This is a genomic window from Oceanisphaera marina, from assembly GCF_014643915.1.
In the GTDB taxonomy this organism is placed as follows: Bacteria; Pseudomonadota; Gammaproteobacteria; order Enterobacterales; family Aeromonadaceae; genus Oceanimonas; species Oceanimonas marina.
Genome location: NZ_BMKE01000010.1, coordinates 74,929 through 94,377, shown reverse-complemented (window position 1 = coordinate 94,377; position 19,449 = coordinate 74,929). Strand labels below are relative to the sequence as shown.

General features: G+C 53.9%; 15 protein-coding genes. 4 read left to right on the top strand and 11 right to left on the bottom strand.

Translation table 11 applies throughout. The features are described from left to right. Nucleotides 1-44 precede the first annotated feature (44 nt). Nucleotides 45-1,508: an IMP dehydrogenase gene (gene guaB / locus IEW52_RS07870; RefSeq protein ID WP_188629518.1), complete on the bottom strand. Its 1,464-nt coding sequence runs from the start codon at nt 1,506-1,508 to the stop codon at nt 45-47. 218 nt (nt 1,509-1,726) lie between these two features. Between guaB and xseA the strand changes: the two genes are divergently transcribed. After that, a complete protein-coding gene (gene xseA / locus IEW52_RS07865) occupies nt 1,727-3,010 on the top strand; it encodes an exodeoxyribonuclease VII large subunit (RefSeq protein WP_229667853.1) in 1,284 nt (427 codons plus the stop codon). Nucleotides 3,011-3,141: 131 nt separating this feature from the next. Then, nucleotides 3,142-4,203, top strand: coding sequence for a transporter substrate-binding domain-containing protein (locus IEW52_RS07860; protein ID WP_188629516.1), 1,062 nt, complete (start codon nt 3,142-3,144; stop codon nt 4,201-4,203). Nucleotides 4,204-4,441: 238 nt separating this feature from the next. Here the strand turns inward: IEW52_RS07860 and IEW52_RS07855 are convergent, their stop codons facing one another. Then, nucleotides 4,442-6,109 (bottom strand): methyl-accepting chemotaxis protein, encoded by a 1,668-nt coding sequence (locus IEW52_RS07855; RefSeq protein WP_188629515.1) that lies wholly within the window; start codon nt 6,107-6,109, stop codon nt 4,442-4,444. Nucleotides 6,110-6,305: 196 nt separating this feature from the next. On the opposite strand from IEW52_RS07855, the gene IEW52_RS07850 reads away from it, so the two are divergent. Beyond that, a complete protein-coding gene (locus IEW52_RS07850; RefSeq protein WP_188629514.1) occupies nt 6,306-6,806 on the top strand; it encodes an aminoacyl-tRNA deacylase in 501 nt (166 codons plus the stop codon). A gap of 103 nt (nt 6,807-6,909) precedes the next feature. Here IEW52_RS07850 and sucD read toward each other — a convergent pair whose 3' ends face one another. From sucD to sdhC, 8 genes are all read right to left on the bottom strand, one after another. Beyond that, a complete protein-coding gene (gene sucD / locus IEW52_RS07845; protein WP_188629513.1) occupies nt 6,910-7,782 on the bottom strand; it encodes a succinate--CoA ligase subunit alpha in 873 nt (290 codons plus the stop codon). A gap of 4 nt (nt 7,783-7,786) precedes the next feature. Further along, nucleotides 7,787-8,953 carry an ADP-forming succinate--CoA ligase subunit beta gene (gene sucC, locus IEW52_RS07840; protein WP_188629512.1) on the bottom strand — a complete coding sequence of 389 codons (1,167 nt, stop codon included), beginning with the start codon at nt 8,951-8,953 and terminating at the stop codon, nt 7,787-7,789. A gap of 75 nt (nt 8,954-9,028) precedes the next feature. After that, nucleotides 9,029-10,264 carry a 2-oxoglutarate dehydrogenase complex dihydrolipoyllysine-residue succinyltransferase gene (gene odhB / locus IEW52_RS07835; RefSeq protein WP_188629511.1) on the bottom strand — a complete coding sequence of 412 codons (1,236 nt, stop codon included), beginning with the start codon at nt 10,262-10,264 and terminating at the stop codon, nt 9,029-9,031. Between the two features lie 18 nt (nt 10,265-10,282). Further along, nucleotides 10,283-13,096 (bottom strand): 2-oxoglutarate dehydrogenase E1 component, encoded by a 2,814-nt coding sequence (gene sucA / locus IEW52_RS07830; protein ID WP_188629510.1) that lies wholly within the window; start codon nt 13,094-13,096, stop codon nt 10,283-10,285. Nucleotides 13,097-13,188: 92 nt separating this feature from the next. Beyond that, nucleotides 13,189-13,905, bottom strand: a complete 717-nt coding sequence (locus IEW52_RS07825; RefSeq protein ID WP_188629509.1) for a succinate dehydrogenase iron-sulfur subunit — start codon at nt 13,903-13,905, stop codon at nt 13,189-13,191. A 15-nt stretch (nt 13,906-13,920) separates the two neighbouring features. Next, entirely contained in the window at nt 13,921-15,687 is a 1,767-nt protein-coding gene (gene sdhA, locus IEW52_RS07820; protein WP_188629508.1) for a succinate dehydrogenase flavoprotein subunit, read from the bottom strand. Between the two features lies 1 nt (nt 15,688). After that, complete coding sequence (sdhD, locus tag IEW52_RS07815) at nt 15,689-16,033, bottom strand: succinate dehydrogenase, hydrophobic membrane anchor protein (RefSeq protein WP_188629507.1); 345 nt, start codon at nt 16,031-16,033, stop codon at nt 15,689-15,691. Beyond that, nucleotides 16,027-16,416 (bottom strand): succinate dehydrogenase cytochrome b556 subunit, encoded by a 390-nt coding sequence (gene sdhC / locus IEW52_RS07810; protein WP_373286222.1) that lies wholly within the window; start codon nt 16,414-16,416, stop codon nt 16,027-16,029. Before sdhC ends, sdhD begins: the two co-directional genes overlap by 7 nt. A gap of 407 nt (nt 16,417-16,823) precedes the next feature. Here sdhC and IEW52_RS07805 point away from each other — a divergent pair, with 407 nt between their 5' ends. Next, on the top strand, nt 16,824-18,110 hold the full coding sequence (locus IEW52_RS07805; RefSeq protein ID WP_188629505.1) for a citrate synthase: 1,287 nt from the start codon (nt 16,824-16,826) through the stop codon (nt 18,108-18,110). Nucleotides 18,111-18,395: 285 nt separating this feature from the next. Here IEW52_RS07805 and fbp read toward each other — a convergent pair whose 3' ends face one another. Continuing rightward, nucleotides 18,396-19,406, bottom strand: a complete 1,011-nt coding sequence (gene fbp / locus IEW52_RS07800; RefSeq protein WP_188629504.1) for a class 1 fructose-bisphosphatase — start codon at nt 19,404-19,406, stop codon at nt 18,396-18,398. Nucleotides 19,407-19,449 lie beyond the last annotated feature (43 nt).

The following is a 19,449-nucleotide window of genomic DNA, read 5'->3' as shown; positions in this document are numbered from 1 at the left end:
TAGAAAAACGGGGAAACTCGTCCCCCGTCTACTGCGTTTTTGGATCAGCCCAACCGATAGTTAGGCGCTTCCTTGGTAATGGTCACATCGTGCACGTGCGATTCCTGAATGCCCGCGCCGGATATCTTAACAAATTCTGCCTTGGTGCGCAGGTCATCTATGGTGGCACTGCCGGTTAATCCCATGGCACTGCGCAGACCGCCCATTTGCTGATGAATAATTTCTTTCAGCTTACCTTTGTAAGGCACTCGACCTTCAATGCCTTCCGGTACCAGTTTGTCGGCGGCATTGTCGGTTTGAAAATAACGGTCGCTGGAGCCTTTACTCATGGCGCCCAAGGATCCCATACCACGGTAAGACTTGAAAGAGCGCCCCTGGAATAATTCGATTTCGCCGGGCGATTCTTCGGTGCCCGCAAACATGGAACCCATCATCACACAGTTGGCTCCGGCGGCCAGCGCCTTGGCAATGTCGCCAGAAAAGCGAATGCCACCATCGGCAATCACCGGAATATCCAGATCTTTCAGGGCTTCTACCGCATTGGCCACGGCACTGATTTGTGGCACACCACAGCCGGTTACAATACGAGTGGTACAGATAGAGCCCGGGCCTATGCCGACCTTGACCGCACTGACGCCTGCTTCAACCAATGCCAGCGCGCCCGCAGCCGTTGCTACGTTGCCGCCTACAATCGCCAAATCGGGAAATGCTTTACGGGTTTCGCGAATGCGCTCGAGTACGCCTTCGGAATGACCGTGTGAAGAGTCGATCAGCAGTACGTCCAGGCCGGCATCGACCAGCGCCTGAATGCGCTCTTCGTTGCCAGGAGCGGCACCTACGGCTGCCCCCACACGCAAACGCCCCTGGTCGTCTTTACAGGCATTTGGCTTGCTTTCGGCTTTCTGGAAATCCTTGGCGCTGATCATGCCGGTCAGCTGACCCTTGCTGCCCACTACCAGTACTTTTTCGATACGGTGCTGTTGCATCAGGGCTTCTACCCGCTCACGGGCGGCGCCGGCTTCTACGGTAACCAGACGAGATTTTTCGGTCATCACCTCGTCAACCCGCTTGTCCATGTCCTGCACAAAGCGCACATCACGGCCGGTAATAATACCCACCAGTTCACCGCTGGAAGACACGACCGGGTAGCCGGCAAAGCCATTGATCAGGGTCTGTTCGCGTACTTCGCCAATGGTCATGTCGGGGCGCACGGTCACCGGATCGGACACGACACCACTTTCGAATTTTTTCACCTTGCGCACCTGGGCGGCCTGGGCTTCTACCGACATATTCTTGTGAATAAAACCGATGCCACCTTCCTGAGCCAGAGCAATGGCCAGATCGGCGTCAGTCACCGTATCCATGGCGGCAGAAACAATAGGAATGTTGAGCGTTATGTCTCGCGTAAGGCGAGTACGGAGGTCTGCAGTATTGGGAAGCACGGTAGAGTGAGCTGGAACCAGCAATACATCATCAAAGGTCAGGGCGTCTTGAATAATCCTAAGCATCGCAATATTCACCATAGTTGGGGGGTAAAAATATTGCAGTAGAATTTTAGGCAAGTCGTCCTTGTCGGTAAAGCGATTTTTGTTATTTTGGCCAATTAAGCGCAAAATAGTGATGAAAACGGCTTACCTTCATATAAAGATACTCATCAGAGGCCATTTTGCAGCAAGATAAGTTAACAGACGTATATACGGTCACTCGCCTGAATCGACATGCCCGCATGCTGCTGGAAGGCGAAATGGGCACGGTAGCGCTCACTGGCGAAATCTCCAACCTGGCCACCCCGGGGTCGGGTCATTGGTATTTTTCTCTCAAGGACAATCAGTCGCAACTGCGCTGTGCCATGTTTCGCGGTAATAATCGCAGCGTGTCCTTTCGGCCGAAAAATGGCGATCAGGTGCTGATCTTCGGCAAAGTCACCCTGTATGAGCCCAGAGGTGATTACCAGCTGGTCGCACAAACCATGGCGCCCGCCGGCGAAGGCTTGCTGAAACAGCAATATGAGGCGCTTAAACAGAGCCTGGGTGCCGAGGGGCTGTTCGATGCCGATCGCAAGCAACCCCTGCCGCCCCACCCTGTCCGCATTGGCATCATCAGTTCGCCTACCGGCGCGGCCCTGCATGACATTTTAAGCGTGTTGGCACGCCGGGCGCCTCATTTGCAGGTCATTATCTACCCCAGCCAGGTGCAGGGCGACATTGCCGCCACTCAACTGATATCGGCTCTGGAGCGGGCCAATCGCCGCAATGAGACAGAGGTACTGATCCTGGCCCGCGGCGGTGGCTCACTGGAAGACTTGTGGTGTTTTAACGACGAACGTTTGATACGTGCCATTGCCGCCTCGCACCTGCCGATAGTCAGTGCCGTGGGCCACGAAGTCGATATTACCCTGAGTGATCTGGTGGCCGACTTGCGCGCCCCCACTCCGTCTGCCGCCGCCGAGTTGATCAGCCAGGACGGCGGTGCCCAGCAGCTGCAGTATCAACAGTGGCAGCAACGGCTGCAGCAGGCACAACGGCGCTATTTATTGCAAAGCAGCAACCGCTTAACCCGCTTGAATGCGCGCCTGCAGCTTCAACATCCACGCCAGCAACTGCAACAACAGGCACAACGACTGGACCAGCTGCAGGTCAGACTGCAACGCGCCTTGCGCCAGCGCCTGGCCGAGTCTCAACAACGGCTGAGCAATGGCAAACTGCGCCTGCAACATCAGCATCCGGCCCAGCGCCTGCAAAGCCGTCAATTGCAGCTGAATGGCCTGCAACTGCGCCTGAGCAGCCTGTTGAAAGCCCGGCTGGATCGCAGCAAACATCAGCTGGCTCTGGCAGGCTCTCGCCTCAATGCCATGAGTCCTCTGGCCACTCTTTCGCGGGGGTACAGCATTACCCTGCACCAAAAACGGGTGCTGACCGATGCCAGTCAATTACAACCGGGCCAGGCTATCACTACCCGGCTGGCCAACGGTGAAGTGGTGAGCCGAGTAGAACAGATTACCGCCAAATGATAAGGCGTCTGTCTCGCACCTGGGGAGATTTATTCTGACCAGGCCTCTTCTAATCCAGATGAGGCTGTTTACACTGGACGTGACTTATACACAAACTGGGAGCAAGGCCAGATTCAAGGCCATACCACGTTATGCTTAGAAAGATTATTTTTTATGTTTTACTCACCACATTTGGGCTGTCTGCCCAGGCTCAAACCGAGCAACCAATAAAAGTAGGCATCACCCAGGTTCCTCCTTTTGTCATGCAAAACGATGACGGCCGATGGGAAGGGATCAGCATCGACCTTTGGGAAGACATTGCAAAAGGCATGAACCGAGAATATGAGTGGGTGCCCCTGTCATTTGGTGCGCTGCTGGATGCCGTTGAAAACGGGGAGGTGGACGTCGCCGTGGGCGCACTGACCATGACCGCCGACCGGGATACGCAGTTTGACTTCAGCCACCCCTTCTATCAAACAGGATTGTCCATCGCCATTCCTCAGGTGGCGGAGCAAAGTCTGCTCGCCAGTTTGAAGGCGTTAATCAGCTGGCAGTTCCTGAGCGTGGTGCTTGCCCTTGCCGCCCTGTTGTTGGGTGCGGGTTTCCTGTTGTGGCTGGTGGAGCGAAAACGTAACCCGGACCAGTTTGGCGGTTCAGCGGCACAAGGCATTGGCGCCAGCTTCTGGTGGGCTGCGGTCACCATGACCACGGTCGGTTATGGCGACAAGGCGCCGGTCTCGTTTGCCGGCCGTGTCATCGGTCTTGTCTGGATGTTTGCCGGCCTGATCATGGTGGCCAGCTTTACCGCCGCCATTACCTCATCCTTGACCGTGAGCAACCTGCGCACCGGTATTCAGGGCGCCAGCGATTTGCCCGGCAAGGTGGTGGCAACCATTAACGAAACCGCCAGCCAGCGTTATCTGGAAGAAGAACGAGTTCGTTATCAAACCTACCCTGATCTCACTACCGCCATGGAATCGGTGATCAAGGGCGAAACGGACGCCATTGTTTACGATCGTGCGCTGATGCAATACCGCAATCTACAGCTGGGCCAACAGCTGACCGTGCTGCCCGGCGTGTTTGCGCAGCAGCTGTATGCGCTGGCCCTGCCGGATGGCAGCCCGCTAAGGGCCGAAATCTCGCAGCATGTGCTTAGAGTGACCGAAGAAGACAGCTGGGCAGACGTGCGGGCCGCCTACCTGGGCAAGGAATAAGCTCCGCGGGAAGCCGTACGCTGACGCCATACGCCGTCAGTTTAAAAGACGATATGCATCTTCAACTTATAGCGTAAGGCGTATCGCGTTGCTGTGTTTTGGGTTATATCGCCCTCTTCACTCTTTGCCCATCACCCTGGACCGTCTTTTCAAAACAAAAAACACCGAGCTGAACAGGCTCGGTGTTTTTTGTGTTTACGTGCCGCTTAAGGCTGAAACCAAGCCGGCGTTGGCAGGTTTAGCTGGTCGGCACCAGTTTGCCTAGCGGCAAGGCCTTGTCTTCATCCATATGCCCCTCTTGCAGTTGGTAATGGTTGATCATCTCTTCCAGTACCTTGCATTCGGCCACCAGCTGCAAACTGGCAGTGGCGGCAGCGGTTGATTGCAACAAGGTTTCTCCTGACGAGTCTCGCACTCGAGTAATGTTGTAACTCACCTCGGCACACACCGCACTTTGTTCATCGGCCGAAGTCGACACCAGGGCATTCAGCTCGTTGATCCGTGCCACCTGCCCGATAATGGACTGTAACGAATCCATCGCGGCCTGAGTGCTGGCCACGCTGTTAACGGCCTGCTCTTCGGCTTTCTCTATGGCGTGCACGGCCTCTTTGGCTTCCCCCTGCAGTAAACGGATCATGCCGGTAATTTCTTGTGCAGATTGTTGCGTGCGCAGTGAAAGCGTACGTACTTCATCCGCCACCACGGCAAAGCCTCGCCCCGACTCTCCGGCCCGCGCAGCCTCTATGGCCGCGTTTAACGCCAGCAGGTTGGTTTGCTCGGCAATGCCTTTGATCATGTCCAACACCTTGTCTACCTGATCACAGCGGCCATCCAGAGTCCGTATTACCTTGTCGATACGGCCGATTTCACCGTTCAAGTCTTCAATGCCGGCCACCGCTACCTGGGCCTGATCACTGGCCGTTAGCGCAAAGGCATGACTTTGTTCGGAGGTTTCCGAAGTTAAGCGGGCATTTTCTCGCACCTCGCGCGCCGAGGCTTCCATCTCATTCACCGCCGTAGCAATCAGCGCGGTTTCCTGATCTTGCGCCTTTACCGAGCTGTCCGTTTGCTCGGCGCCTTGCTGGATTTGATCCGCCGCGTTGTAAATGCGCCCCGTTACCTGCTGTACCTCTCGCAGGCTGCCCTGAAAACTGCTCAACAAGCCATTAATGGCCCCCACAAGCCCACCCAGCTCGTCTTTACCCATGGGCACCAGCCGCGAGGTAAGATCACGGTTTTTGGCCAGCAACTGCAAACGACCACTGATGTCGAGAATGGGGCTTTTCAGATAATAATTCTGGATAATCCACAGTAAAAGGCCGGCAGCCAGCATCACAGCCAGCAGTATCCCGCCCAGGCGCAAGTTATTGTTTCGGATCTGACCAAAGGTATCGGTCAAGTCATAGCTGATACGCACGGCCCCCATCACGGTGCCCTCTGCCACCTGATGACACTGCAAACAGGCCGTGCCCCTGTATTCCTTAAACGCCTTGTAGGGCTTAACCAGGGTCAGGCTGGGAATTTCATCCTGCAGATGCAAATCGAGCACGGTTTCACCCTGCTCAATGGCACGCCTGTCCAGCTCGTCTTCAATGCCCTGATCCGGCGCGCCCGGGCCAAACAAATCGCTTACGGCCGGTGCCCGAATAACCCGCGCCTGTTGAATGCCCAACTCTTCCTGAACCTTGGTCTGCACCAGTTTACGTTTGTGAATCACCCCGTTTTCCATCAGCACATTAAGCTGATCCATATACAGGTTGGCCGTGGTTTCTATTTTTTCTTCAGCCAACTGCAACGCCAGCGAGCGTTGCAGCTTGGTAGATACAATAAAGCACAAAATAAATACCAAGGCGAATATCACCAGTAAGGGTAAAAATATCTTCCAGTTCAGAGAGAGATTGCGCATTATTTTATAATCTCGAATGAAGCCACAGTGAGCCATTCTAAAACAATCGGCACATCATTAAATCACAATGATGATGTTAATTGATCTGGATCAAACAGCGATACCCTGTATTTAAAAGTCAACATTTAGTTAACGAACTATAATTAAATGATGACTTAAGAAGGCGCTGATTTGGCATGGCCTTCGGGAGGTAGCTATGGGTATGTCAACCAAGCTCAAACACTATTTAAATGAACATCATATCGCGTACAGTCGTGTGCAGCACCCCTATGCACAAGGCAGTACGCAAAGCGCCATTGTCAGCCACATTCCACTGGCACAAATGGCCAAGGCCGTTGTGCTGACTTGTGACGATAACCAAGCTGTCATGGCCGTGGTCCCCGCCGCCGACACCGTCGACTTGCAACGCCTTAATTACCTATTGCATAGCCAGCCACAGTTGGCGTCGGAGCTCGATTTGGCTCTGTGGTTCGACGACTGCGATAAAGGCGCCATACCAGCGTTGGGTGAAGCGTACTCGCTAAATACGCTGGTAGACGATGACATTCTGGCCATGGCGGATATCTATATGGAAAGTGGTGATCATCAGCAGTTGATTCACATCACAGGCGATGATTTTCGCCTGCTGGCCAATCACTGGCAACATGGGCATTTCAGTATCAAACCCTCTCCCTGGAGCCGGGTAGAAAGAATGTGATTTAAAACGTGAAGAGTGAAGCGTAAAACATAAAAGGAGCCTGAAGGCTCCTTTTTATTTTTTGCAACTTACCGCTTATGGCTTAACGCTGACAGCTTAGCGGTTACCAACCGGTGACTTCACGTAAGGCACTGCCGATGTCGGCGAGTGAACGGACGGTTTTAACACCCGCATCTTCCAGCGCGGCAAACTTCTCGTCTGCCGTGCCCTTGCCGCCCGAAATAATGGCGCCGGCATGGCCCATTCGTTTACCGACCGGGGCCGTTACACCAGCGATGTAGGATACCACTGGCTTGGTCACATGCTGTTTAATGTAAGCGGCGGCTTCTTCTTCGGCCGTGCCCCCAATTTCACCAATCATCACGATGGCTTCGGTTTCCGGATCCTTTTCGAACAACTCAAGAATGTCGATAAAGTTGGAACCAGGGATAGGGTCGCCGCCAATACCCACACAGCTGGACTGGCCAAAGCCTTCGTCTGTGGTCTGTTTGACCGCTTCATAGGTCAGGGTGCCGGAGCGCGAAATAATGCCCACTCGGCCTTTACGGTGAATACTGCCCGGCATAATGCCGATTTTGCATTCGCCGGGCGTAATCACGCCCGGACAGTTAGGGCCAATCATGCGTACGCCGGTTTGCTCCAGCTTCACTTTTACGTCCAGCATATCCAGAGTGGGAATGCCTTCGGTAATGGTCACAATCAGCTCTATGCCTGCGTCTATCGCTTCCAGAATCGCATCTTTACAAAATGGCGCAGGCACATAAATCACGGTGGCAGTGGCACCGGTCACCTCAACGGCCTCGCGTACCGTGTTGAACACCGGCAGGCCTAAATGCGTAGTACCGCCCTTGCCCGGAGACACGCCGCCCACCATATTGGTGCCATATTCAATGGCTTGTTCGGAATGAAAAGTGCCCTGGCCGCCGGTAAACCCCTGGCAAATAACCTTGGTATTTTTATTAATCAGAATGCTCATGCTGTTATTTCTCCTGTGCGGCGTTAACGACGCGCTCGGCGGCATCGCTCAAGCTGGTGGCGGCAATGATATTCAGGCCAGATTCGGCAAGCTTGGCAGTGCCGGCTTCGGCATTGTTGCCTTCCAAACGCACCACAACAGGGACTTCTACCCCTACTTCTTTTACCGCACCAATAATGCCATCGGCTATCATGTCGCAACGGACTATGCCGCCGAAAATATTCACCAGCACCGCTTTTACGTTTTGATCGGAGAGAATAATCTTGAAGGCTTCCGTTACCCGCTCTTTGGTCGCACCACCGCCCACATCGAGGAAGTTGGCCGGTGAGCCGCCATGCAGATTAACAATGTCCATGGTGCCCATGGCCAGGCCTGCGCCATTCACCATGCACCCTATGTTGCCATCCAGTGCCACGTAGTTAAGCTCCCACTTGGCCGCATGGGCCTCGCGAGCATCGTCCTGGGACGGATCGTGCATGTCGCGCAGCTTGGGCTGGCGATACATGGCATTGGAATCTATGTTGATTTTGCCATCCAGACACAACAAGTCACCGGCTTTGGTAATGATCAGCGGGTTGACTTCCAGCAAGGCAAAATCCAGGTCCAGGAACATTTGTCCCAGGCCGAGATAAATTTGGGTGAACTGCTTGATCTGCTTACCTTCCAGACCCAGCTTGAAAGCCAGTTCACGGCCTTGATAAGCCTGTGGGCCCACCAAGGGATCAATGGCCGCCTTATGGATCAGTTCAGGCGTTTCTTCGGCCACTTTTTCTATTTCAACACCGCCTTCGGTAGAGGCCATAAAGACCACACGGCGTGTCGCTCGATCGACGACTGCACCCAGATAGAGCTCTTTGTCTATGTCGCTGCAGGCTTCAACCAATATTTTAGCCACCGGCTGACCGTTGGCATCCGTCTGATAAGTCACCAGATTTTTGCCCAGCCAGTGTTCGGCAAATTCTCTTATCTCTTCTTTCGTTTTAGCCACTTTAACGCCACCAGCCTTACCTCGGCCACCGGCATGAACCTGACATTTAACGACCCACATACTACCGCCGAGCTTACTGGCGGCTTCCACTGCTTCCTGTGGATTGTCACATGCATAGCCTTCTGATACGGGCAAACCGTAGTCAGCAAACAATTTCTTTGCCTGATATTCATGCAAATTCATGTTGTATTTCCGTTTAGTAGGGTTTCAGAGTAAAAAGAAGGTCGGACCATGGCCCGACCTCATTATTATTATGAGTTACACATCTAACAGCAGTCGCGTTGGGTCTTCAAGCAATTCTTTAATCGACACCAGGAAGCTAACCGACTCTCGTCCGTCAATCATGCGGTGATCGTAAGACAGCGCCAGATACATCATCGGCTGAATAACCACTTCACCATTCACCGCCATGGGCCTGTCTTCAATCTTGTGCATGCCCAAAATCGCACTTTGCGGCGGGTTGATGATAGGGGTCGACATCAGAGAGCCAAACACACCGCCGTTGGTCACGGTGAAGTTACCGCCGGTCATGTCGTCTACGGTCAACTTGCCGTCACGGCCTTTAACAGCCAGCTCTTTAATGGTTTTTTCGATGTCGGCCAGGCTCAGGCGATCACAGTCGCGCAGTACCGGAGTGACCAGTCCACGCGGCGTGGATACCGCTATGCTCACATCAAAATAGTTGTGATACACGATATCATCACCGTCCAGCGACGCATTGACTTCGGGGAAACGCTTGAGTGATTCCACCACGGCCTTCACGTAGAAAGACATAAAGCCCAAACGCACACCATGGCGCTTTTCAAACACCTCCTGGTACTGCTTGCGCAGCGACATAATCGGACCCATGTTGACCTCGTTGAAGGTGGTCAGCATGGCGGTGGTGTTTTTGGCTTCCAGCAAACGCTCGGCCACGCGCTTGCGCAAACGCGTCATGGGCACGCGTTTTTCGGTGCGCTCTTCCGGCGAGGCAACAATAGGATCAACCTTGGCGGCAGGCGCATTGGCTTTTTTACCGCCGTCCTTGATGAAAGCTTCCACGTCTTCCTTGGTAATACGGCCACCCTTGCCGGAACCCGATACCTTGGCCACATCAATGTTGTGCTCGGCCACCAGGCGACGTACCGCCGGGCTTAGACTGTCGTCGTCGGCCTTGGCATCGGCCTTGCTGTCTTGTTTGGCTTCTTCTTTACTTTCTTCTTTGGCTTCACCGTTGGCAGAAGAGGTTTTTTCCCTGGTCGCTTCACCGGCCACGGCGCCTTTCTTGATTTTGCCAATCAGCTGCTGACCCAGTACGGTCGCGCCGGCATCTTCAAGAATGGACTCCAGAATACCTGCTTCAGGCGCCGGGACTTCCAGCACCACCTTGTCGGTTTCAATGTCGACGATCACTTCGTCGCGTTCAACCTGGTCCCCTGGCTGTTTGTGCCAGGTGGCGATAGTGGCATCGGCGACGGACTCTGGTAAGTCTGGAACCTTGATTTCGATGGTCATCAATATGTCCTTAGTGCGTTAGGCTTGGGTCGGCGTCAGTGCGTCTTCGACCAGCGCTTTTTGTTGTTGTAAATGAACAGAGGTATAACCCACCGCCGGTGATGCCGAAGCCTCACGTCCGGTATAACGCAAACTTGCCCCCTCAGGGATAGCCGCGCGGAAATGATGCTGGCTACAGTACCAGGCGCCCTGGTTTTGCGGCTCTTCCTGACACCAGGCAAAATCGGTTACATGCTGGTAGTCTTCAAGAATCGCGGCCACCTCTTCCTGAGGGAAGGGATACAGCTGCTCAATTCGAATAATGGCCACATCCGTTTGTTCATTCTTGCGTCGTGCGTCCAGCAAATCGTAATACACCTTGCCAGAGCACAGCACCACACGCTTCACACCTTTGGGATCCAGATCATCTATTTCGCCAATTGCGTTCAGGAAAGTGCCGCTGGCCAGGGTTTCCATATCGGAAACGGCCAGTGGATGGCGCAATAACGATTTGGGTGACATCACCACCAAAGGCCGGCGCATGGGGCGCAACACCTGACGACGGATCATGTGGAAGACCTGAGCCGGCGTGGTGGGAGCCACTACCTGCATGTTGTGCTCGGCACACAACTGCAAATAACGCTCCAAACGGGCACTGGAATGCTCCGGGCCCTGACCTTCGTAACCGTGCGGCAATAACAGGGTCAAGCCACACATGCGGCCCCACTTCTGTTCACCCGAGCTCAAGAACTGATCGATCACCACCTGGGCACCGTTGGCAAAGTCACCAAACTGGGCTTCCCATACGGTCAGACCATCGGGTTCGGCGGTGGCATAACCATATTCGAAGGCCATGACCGCTTCTTCACTCAGCACAGAGTCATACACCTGAAACTGGCCTTGTTTGTCGGACAAGTGACACAAAGGCGTATAGGTACTGGCATCGTTCTGATTGTGCAGCACCGCATGACGGTGGAAGAAAGTGCCCCGGCCCGAATCCTGGCCGGTCAGACGCACTTCATAGCCGTTATCGCACAAGGTGGCATAAGCCAGTACTTCGGCAAAGCCCCAATCCGCCAGTTTTTCACCTTTGGCCATCAACTTGCGGTCGTCATAAATCTTGCCAACCTGACGCTGCAGCGTATGGCTCTCCGGATAGGACGTTACGCGCTCGGCCAGCTCTTTCAGCTTGTCGAGATCGTAGCTGTCGTCATAGGGCATGTCCCATTCGTGGCCCAGATAAGGAGACCAGTCCACGGTGACTTTTTCCATGGAGCGCCACTCTTTCACCACACACTCGCCACCGTCCAGTGCATCACGGTATTCGTTGATCATCACTGTGGTGTCTTCCGCGGAAATAGTGCCATTGGCAATCAGCTTGTCGGCATAGATTTTACGCGGCGTAGGGTGTTTCTTGATCTTCTTGTACATCAGCGGCTGGGTTGCACTCGGCTCATCGGCCTCGTTATGGCCATGACGACGGTAACAAACCAGGTCGATCACCACGTCGCGACCAAACTCGTTACGATAGTCCAGCGCCAGCTGCGTCACCTGCACCACGGCTTCTGGATCGTCGGCATTGACGTGGAAAATCGGCGCCTGCACCATTTTGGCGATATCGGTACAGTACTCGGTAGAGCGGGTATCGCGGGGGTTGGAAGTCGTAAAGCCCACCTGGTTGTTGATGACGATACGTACTGTGCCACCCACCCCGTAACCCCGGGTCAGCGACATGTTAAAGGTTTCTGCCACAACACCCTGCCCGGCAAAGGCAGAGTCACCGTGAATGGTGATCGGCAAGACCTGACGACCGTCCGGGTTGTCCAGTCGATCCATACGCGCACGCACCGAGCCAATCACCACCGGGTTGACAATTTCAAGGTGGGAGGGGTTGAACGCCAGCGCCAGATGCACGCTGCCACCCGGAGTTTCAAAATCGGAGCTGAAACCCATGTGATATTTAACGTCACCTGAGCTCTGGGTCTCGTACTTGCCGGCAAAGGCATCAAACAAGTCTTGAGGACGCTTGCCCAGTACGTTCACCAGCATGTTCAAACGGCCACGGTGAGCCATGCCAATTACGACTTCCTGGCCACCGTTTTCACCAAAGCGGCGGATCAGCTCTTTGGTCATGGGCACCAGGGCATCGCCGCCTTCCAGCGAGAAGCGCTTGGCACCGGGGAACTTGGCGCCTAAGTATTTTTCCAGACCTTCGGCGGCATTCAGGCTGCTTAAAAAGCGCAGCTTGTCTTCTTTGCTGAATTTGGGTTCGCCGACCACGGGCTCAAGCTGGCTTTGGATCCAGCGTTTTTCGCGGGTGCTGGTAATGTGCATGTATTCTGCACCTACCGAGCCGCAATAGGTCTTTTGCAAAGCCGTCACCAGGTCTTTCAACTTCATGGTTTCCTGGCCAATGGCATAAGAACCCACGTTGAAGGTGGCGTCCAGATCGGAGCCGGTCAGGTTGTGAAAGGCAGGATCCAGCTCGGCCACCACTTTGCGATTCCACAGATTGAGCGGATCCAGGTTTGCATTCTGATGGCCACGAAAACGATAGGCGTTAATCAGCTGCAGAACTTTAACCTGCTTGGCATCGGTATGGGGGTCACTGACCGGAGTGGCGTAGCGAGAAGTGTCTTTGGCAAGACGGCGGAAATAATCTCTTACTTGCGAATGAGGCTGATCTTGAATGTTCTCTTCTTGCGCCGGCAGCTCGTTGAACACGGTTTGCCATTGCTCGGGAACCGACTCAGGATCGGCAAGGTAAGCCTCGTAAAGGTCTTCTACATAGGTCGCATTGGCACCGGCCAGGTAAGAAGATTCCAGCCAGGCTTGCATAACGCCATTGTGCATCTTTATCCCTTTATAACGTCTCGACAGGGCTACTGTCGTTTGGTCGTCGAGTTAACGCCGCCCTTGCGGGCGGCGGATTATCCAGCAAGCGGTTACACTGCCCGCTTTAATAACATGGACTTGATACTACCAATCGCTTTGGTGGGATTAAGCCCTTTAGGGCAAACATCCACGCAGTTCATGATGCCATGGCAACGGAACACGCTAAAGGCGTCATCCATATTCGACAAGCGCTCGTCCGCTCCCGTATCGCGGCTGTCGGCCAGCCAGCGATAGGCGGCCAGCAAACCGGCAGGGCCGATAAACTTGTCTGGGTTCCACCAGAAAGACGGGCAGGCCGTTGAGCAACAGGCGCACAAGATGCACTCGTACAACCCGTCCAGCTTGGCCCGCTCTTCCGGTGACTGCAGATGCTCCCGCGCCGGCGGTAGTTTTTCATCGGCAATCAGGAACGGCTTGACCTTTTCCCACTGGGTGTAGAACTGGCTCATATCGATGACCAGATCGCGCACCACAGGCAGGCCGGGCAAGGGCCGGATCACCACTTTATTGCCACGCTTGAGCAGATCGGATAATGGCGTAATACAGGCCAGTCCGTTCTTGCCGTTCATGTTCATGCCATCGGAGCCACAGACCCCTTCGCGGCACGAGCGACGAAACGACAGGCTTGGATCCTGCTCTTTCAATACCAGCAGCGCATCCAGCACCATCATGTCGGAGCCTTCGGCAACCTCCAGCCGATAGTCTTTCATGTGCGGCTTGGCATCGGTTTCCGGGTTGTAACGATAAACTGAAATAGTAACTTGCATCTTTATCCCCTCCCCTTAGTAAGTCCGCGCTTTTGGCTCGAATGCGTCACGAAGATTCGGTGACAGATTCACGGGCCGGGTGCTCATGGACTCGGTATCAGGGCTGTACAAGGAATGACATAACCAGTTCGCATCATCACGATCCGGATAATCGAATCGGGAGTGCGCGCCCCGGCTTTCGGTCCGGAAGTTGGCTGCAACGGCGGTGGCATAAGCAGTTTCCATCAGGTTATCCAACTCCAGACACTCGATGCGCTGGGTGTTGAAGTCACGGCTGGTGTCGTCCAGACGAGCATTCTGGAGACGCTCGCGGATCTTTTTCAGCTCGGCCAGACCAGTCGCCATGGCGTCCCCTTCACGGAATACCGAGAAGTTATGCTGCATGCACTGTTGCAGGTCTTTCTTGATTTGTACCGGATCTTCGCCGTCGCGGTTGTTTTCCCAACGGTTGTAACGGGCCATGGCGGCATCGATGTTGGCATCGGTGGCGTCTTTAACGTCACTCAGCTCATGCAGCGCCTCCACCAGATGGCGACCCACTGCCCGCCCAAACACCACCAGATCCAGCAGCGAATTGCCGCCCAGACGGTTGGCACCGTGTACCGATACGCAGGCAATTTCGCCTACTGCAAACAGACCTTTCACCGGTACGTCCTTGCCATCGGCATCCTTACCCAGCGCCTGACCGTTCACGTTGGTCGGCACGCCACCCATCATGTAGTGACAGGTAGGAATCACCGGGATCGGCTCTTTCACCGGATCCACGTGAGCAAAGGTACGAGACAGCTCGCAGATACCGGGCAGACGAGATTCAAGTACGTCTTTACCCAGGTGATCCAGCTTCAACTTAAGGTGCGGTCCCCAGGGACCATCGCAGCCGCGGCCTTCGCGGATTTCAATCATCATGGAACGAGCGACGACGTCTCGGCTGGCCAGGTCTTTGGCGTTGGGCGCATAGCGCTCCATGAACCGCTCGCCATCTTTATTCAGCAGATAACCGCCTTCACCACGGCAACCTTCGGTCACCAGCGTACCGGCGCCGGCAATGCCGGTGGGGTGAAACTGCCACATTTCCATGTCCTGTACCGGTACACCGGCACGCAGTGCCATGCCCACGCCGTCACCGGTGTTAATGTGCGCATTGGTGGTGGACTGAAAAATACGACCCGCACCGCCGGTGGCCAGAATGGTTGCCTTGGCCTTGAAATACACCAGCTCGCCGGTTTCGATGTCGATGGCCGTACAGCCCACCACATCACCGTCTTCATTTTTTACCAGATCCAGGGCATACCATTCAGAGAATACCGTGGTCTTGTGCTTGACGTTTTGCTGATACAGGGTGTGCAACAGGGCATGACCGGTACGGTCCGAGGCCGCGGCGGTACGTGCGGCCTGCTCGCCACCAAAATTCATGGACTGGCCGCCGAAGGGACGCTGATAAATTTTACCGTTGTCGAGTCGGGAGAAAGGCAAGCCCATTTTTTCCAGCTCGAGCACGGCTTCAGGGCCGCTTTGACACATGAATTCGATGGCATCCTGGTCACCAATATAATCGGAGCCCTTGACGGTATCGTACATGTGCCATTCCCAGTTATCTTCATGGGTATTACCCAGGGCCACCGTAATGCCGCCCTGGGCAGACACTGTATGAGAACGGGTTGGGAAAACTTTGGACAAGAGCGCGCAGCTTTTGCCCGACTCGGCTATTTGTAGTGCAGCACGCATGCCTGCACCGCCGGCGCCGATTACTACGGCGTCAAATTCGCGAATGGTAATAGTCACCTTATACACCCCACAGTACGACGATACCGGTCAGTACATAAACCAGCAGTAACACCACTACCCCAAACTGTGCAGCCCCACGCAGCATCGCACACTTCACATAATCGGATAGTACCTGCCAGGCGCCAATCCAGGCGTGAATCAACACACTCAGCAGCGCCAGTAGCGTAAACACCTTGGTAAAGGTTTGAGAGAAAAAGCCTGCCCATACGTCATAGGTAATGTCATTAAAGGCAATAAACCCTACCAGATACAGGGTATATAAGGTCATGATGACCGCGGTGACGCGCACCAGCATAAAGTCGTGCACACCACTGCGGCCGAAGCTTGCAGAATTAGTTACCATACCATTATCCCCGCTAGCAGTGACAATATCGCAGTTATCCCAAGCGCCACCTTGGCACTCAGTGCTCCTGATTCCAGCTCTTCACAATAACCCATGTCCATAATTAGATGACGGATGCCACCCACAATGTGATAGGCTAGCGCAGTCAATATCCCCCAAAGAATAAACCAGACGAAAAATCCGTCGAGTATATCCACTACCGCCAAGAAACCGTTTTCCGAAGAAAGCGAATAGCTTAACAGCCATAGCAGGATAGCGAGTGCGAACAGTGTGATAACGCCGGAAACCCGGTGCAGGATAGATGCGATTGCAGCGACAGGTTGGCGAATAGTCCGTAGATCGAGGTTTACAGGTCTCTGTTTTTTAGTCACGGTCTTGCCCACTTGGCTCATTTGAGCACGTTAGTTATTGTTTTATATAGACATAGCCCAGATATACGATATGGAAGTGTAAAAGCAACGATTGGCTGATATTGGATTGCACCAAGGCGTTCACAACCTCGCCTCATTGTTTGCAACATTTCCACAACTGCTCCATATACCTTCGCAGCCAGTATAAGAAGGGGAAAATACAATTACAACGAAGTGCTTGAGCCAATTGCTAAATCTGTAAAGCCGATCGCACAACGGGGTCTGTTGTTGCTTCCTGCAACGAGGTAAATTGACATTACCCCCCAGTTCTGTTTTCAATATGCCCGCACCACAGGAAGCATTAGTAGTTAAACATTCATTTAAACTATGTAAAAATACTTACCTGCGGACCTATTATAAAAAAGCGAAGGAGACGTGCTATGGCTGACCAAAAGGCCACTCTGCATTTGCCAGGCAAGGAACCCATTGAGCTTCCAATCGCCTCGGGCACTGCTGGTTATGATGTAATCGATATCAGCTCCCTGGGCTCTACTGGGTACTTTACCTATGACCCTGGCTTTATGGCCACGGCGTCCTGCCAGTCCGACATTACCTATATCGATGGCGATGAAGGTATCTTGCTGTATCGCGGCTACCCCATCGACCAGCTGGCACAACAAGCCAACTACCTTGAAGTCTGTTACCTGCTGCTTTACGGAGAAGCGCCTACCGCCAAGCAGTTTGAGGAATTTCAACGCTGCATCATGCGCCACACCATGGTGCACGAGCAGTTGTCGTCCTTCTTCAAGGGCTATCGCCGTGATGCGCACCCCATGGCCATTGTCTGTGGTGTTATTGCCGGCTTGTCCGCCTTTTATCATGATCCCATGGATATTAATGATCAAAGGCACCGGGAAATTGCCGCTCACCGAATGATTGCCAAGCTGCCTACCATATCGGCCATGGCCTATAAATATTCGGTTGGCCAGCCCTTTGTGTATCCACGCAACGACTTGAGCTACGCTGCCAACTTCCTGCAAATGATGTTTGCCGTGCCATGCGAAGACTACAAGGTCAACCCGATTGTTGAGCGTGCCATGGACCGTATCTTTACCTTACATGCGGATCATGAGCAAAACGCGTCGACCTCTACAGTACGTCTGGCTGGCTCCAGTGGTGCCAACCCATTCGCCTGTATTGCTGCCGGCATTGCATCGCTGTGGGGCCCTGCTCACGGCGGCGCAAACGAAGCTTGCCTGACCATGCTCGAAGAAATTGGCTCGGTTGATCGTATCCCCGAGTTTATCGAGCGCGCCAAAGACAAGGATGACCCCTTCCGCTTGATGGGCTTTGGTCACCGGGTATACAAAAACTTCGATCCGCGAGCCACCGTGATGCGTGATACCTGTCACGAAGTACTGGACGATCTCAAGATTGAAGATCCGCTGCTGGACGTGGCCATGGAACTGGAGCGCATTGCGTTGTCCGACCCCTACTTCGTCGATCGCAAGCTGTATCCGAACGTCGATTTCTACTCGGGCATCGTACTGAAAGCCGTGGGCATTCCGACCAGCATGTTCACTGTGATCTTCGCGCTGTCTCGTACCGTGGGCTGGATGTCGCACTGGAACGAGATGATGTCTGATCCCAAGCAGAAAATCGGCCGTCCACGTCAGCTGTACACCGGTGCCGCCGAGCGTGACTTCAAATCTCAGGTAGAGAAATAACCGCCGTTAAGCTTCATCGCTGAACAGCAAAAAGGCCGACATGCAAATGTCGGCCTTTTTTTGTCAGTGAAGAATAGTGAAGCGTGCAGCGTGCAGCGTGCAGAGAAAGTACAGCGCGGCCGATATTTTCATACAGCACCAACAAAAAAACACCGAACCTGTCAGGCTCGGTGTTTTATTGTAGCAGCCTGCTTTAGCTGGCGGTTAACGCGTAACGGCATTTAACAGCGATCCTGCTACGCAAGATTTCGCAGCTAAAGCAGCGGCTACAGGCTGGGCGCTACTTTACTCAGCTGAAAACGCTTTCATCAGTTCGTCGGCCTTGTCGACCATCTTGCTGGATCCCACAAAGTACGGCGTGCGCTGGTGCAGTTCGGTTGGCTTGATTTCCATGATACGACGGAAGCCATCGGTCGCCTTGCCACCGGCCTGCTCGGCCAGGAACGCCAGCGGGTTGCACTCATACAGCAACCGCAGTTTGCCATTGGGCGAGCTGGTGCCGGACGGGTAAATATAAATACCGCCTTTAAGCATATTACGGTGAAAATCAGACACCAGAGAGCCAATGTAGCGTGAAGTATAAGGACGATGGGTGGCGTCGTCTTTTTCCTGACAAAACTTGAGATACTTCTTCACGCCTTCGGGAAACTTGATGTAGTTACCCTCGTTGATCGAGTAAATCTTGCCTTGCTCGGGAATGCGGATGTTTTCGTGAGACAGGCAGAATGATCCCAGGGTCGGATCGTAGGTAAAGCCATGTACGCCATTACCCGTAGTGTATACCAGCATGGTAGAGGAACCATAGACAACATAACCTGCGGCTACCTGGTTCACACCGGGCTGCAGAAAATCATCCATGGTCACAGGTGAGCCTGGCTCACTGACGCGACGGTAAATCGAAAAGATGGTGCCCACGGATACGTTGACATCGATATTGGAGGAGCCGTCGAGCGGGTCCATCAAGACCACGTATTTGGCATGGCACTGGCGATCGTCATCAAAGCCCACAAAGTGGTCTTCTTCTTCAGAGGCGATGCCACACACTTCACCACGGGCTTCCAACGCCGCTTTGAATACGTCATTGGCAAACACATCCAGCTTCTGCTGTGTTTCACCCTGCACATTTTCACTGCCTGCGCTGCCACCGATAATATCGGTCACCAGGCCGGCACGGTTGATTTCCCGATTAACCACCTTGGCAGCACGACGAATAGAAGACAACAGCGATGACAGCTCGCCGCTGGCACTGGGGTATTCAGCTTGGTTCTTGATGATGTATTCACCCAGGGTAATCATAATCTTCCTCAATTGTTTTCTTGAGACGTAAACCGCCATAATT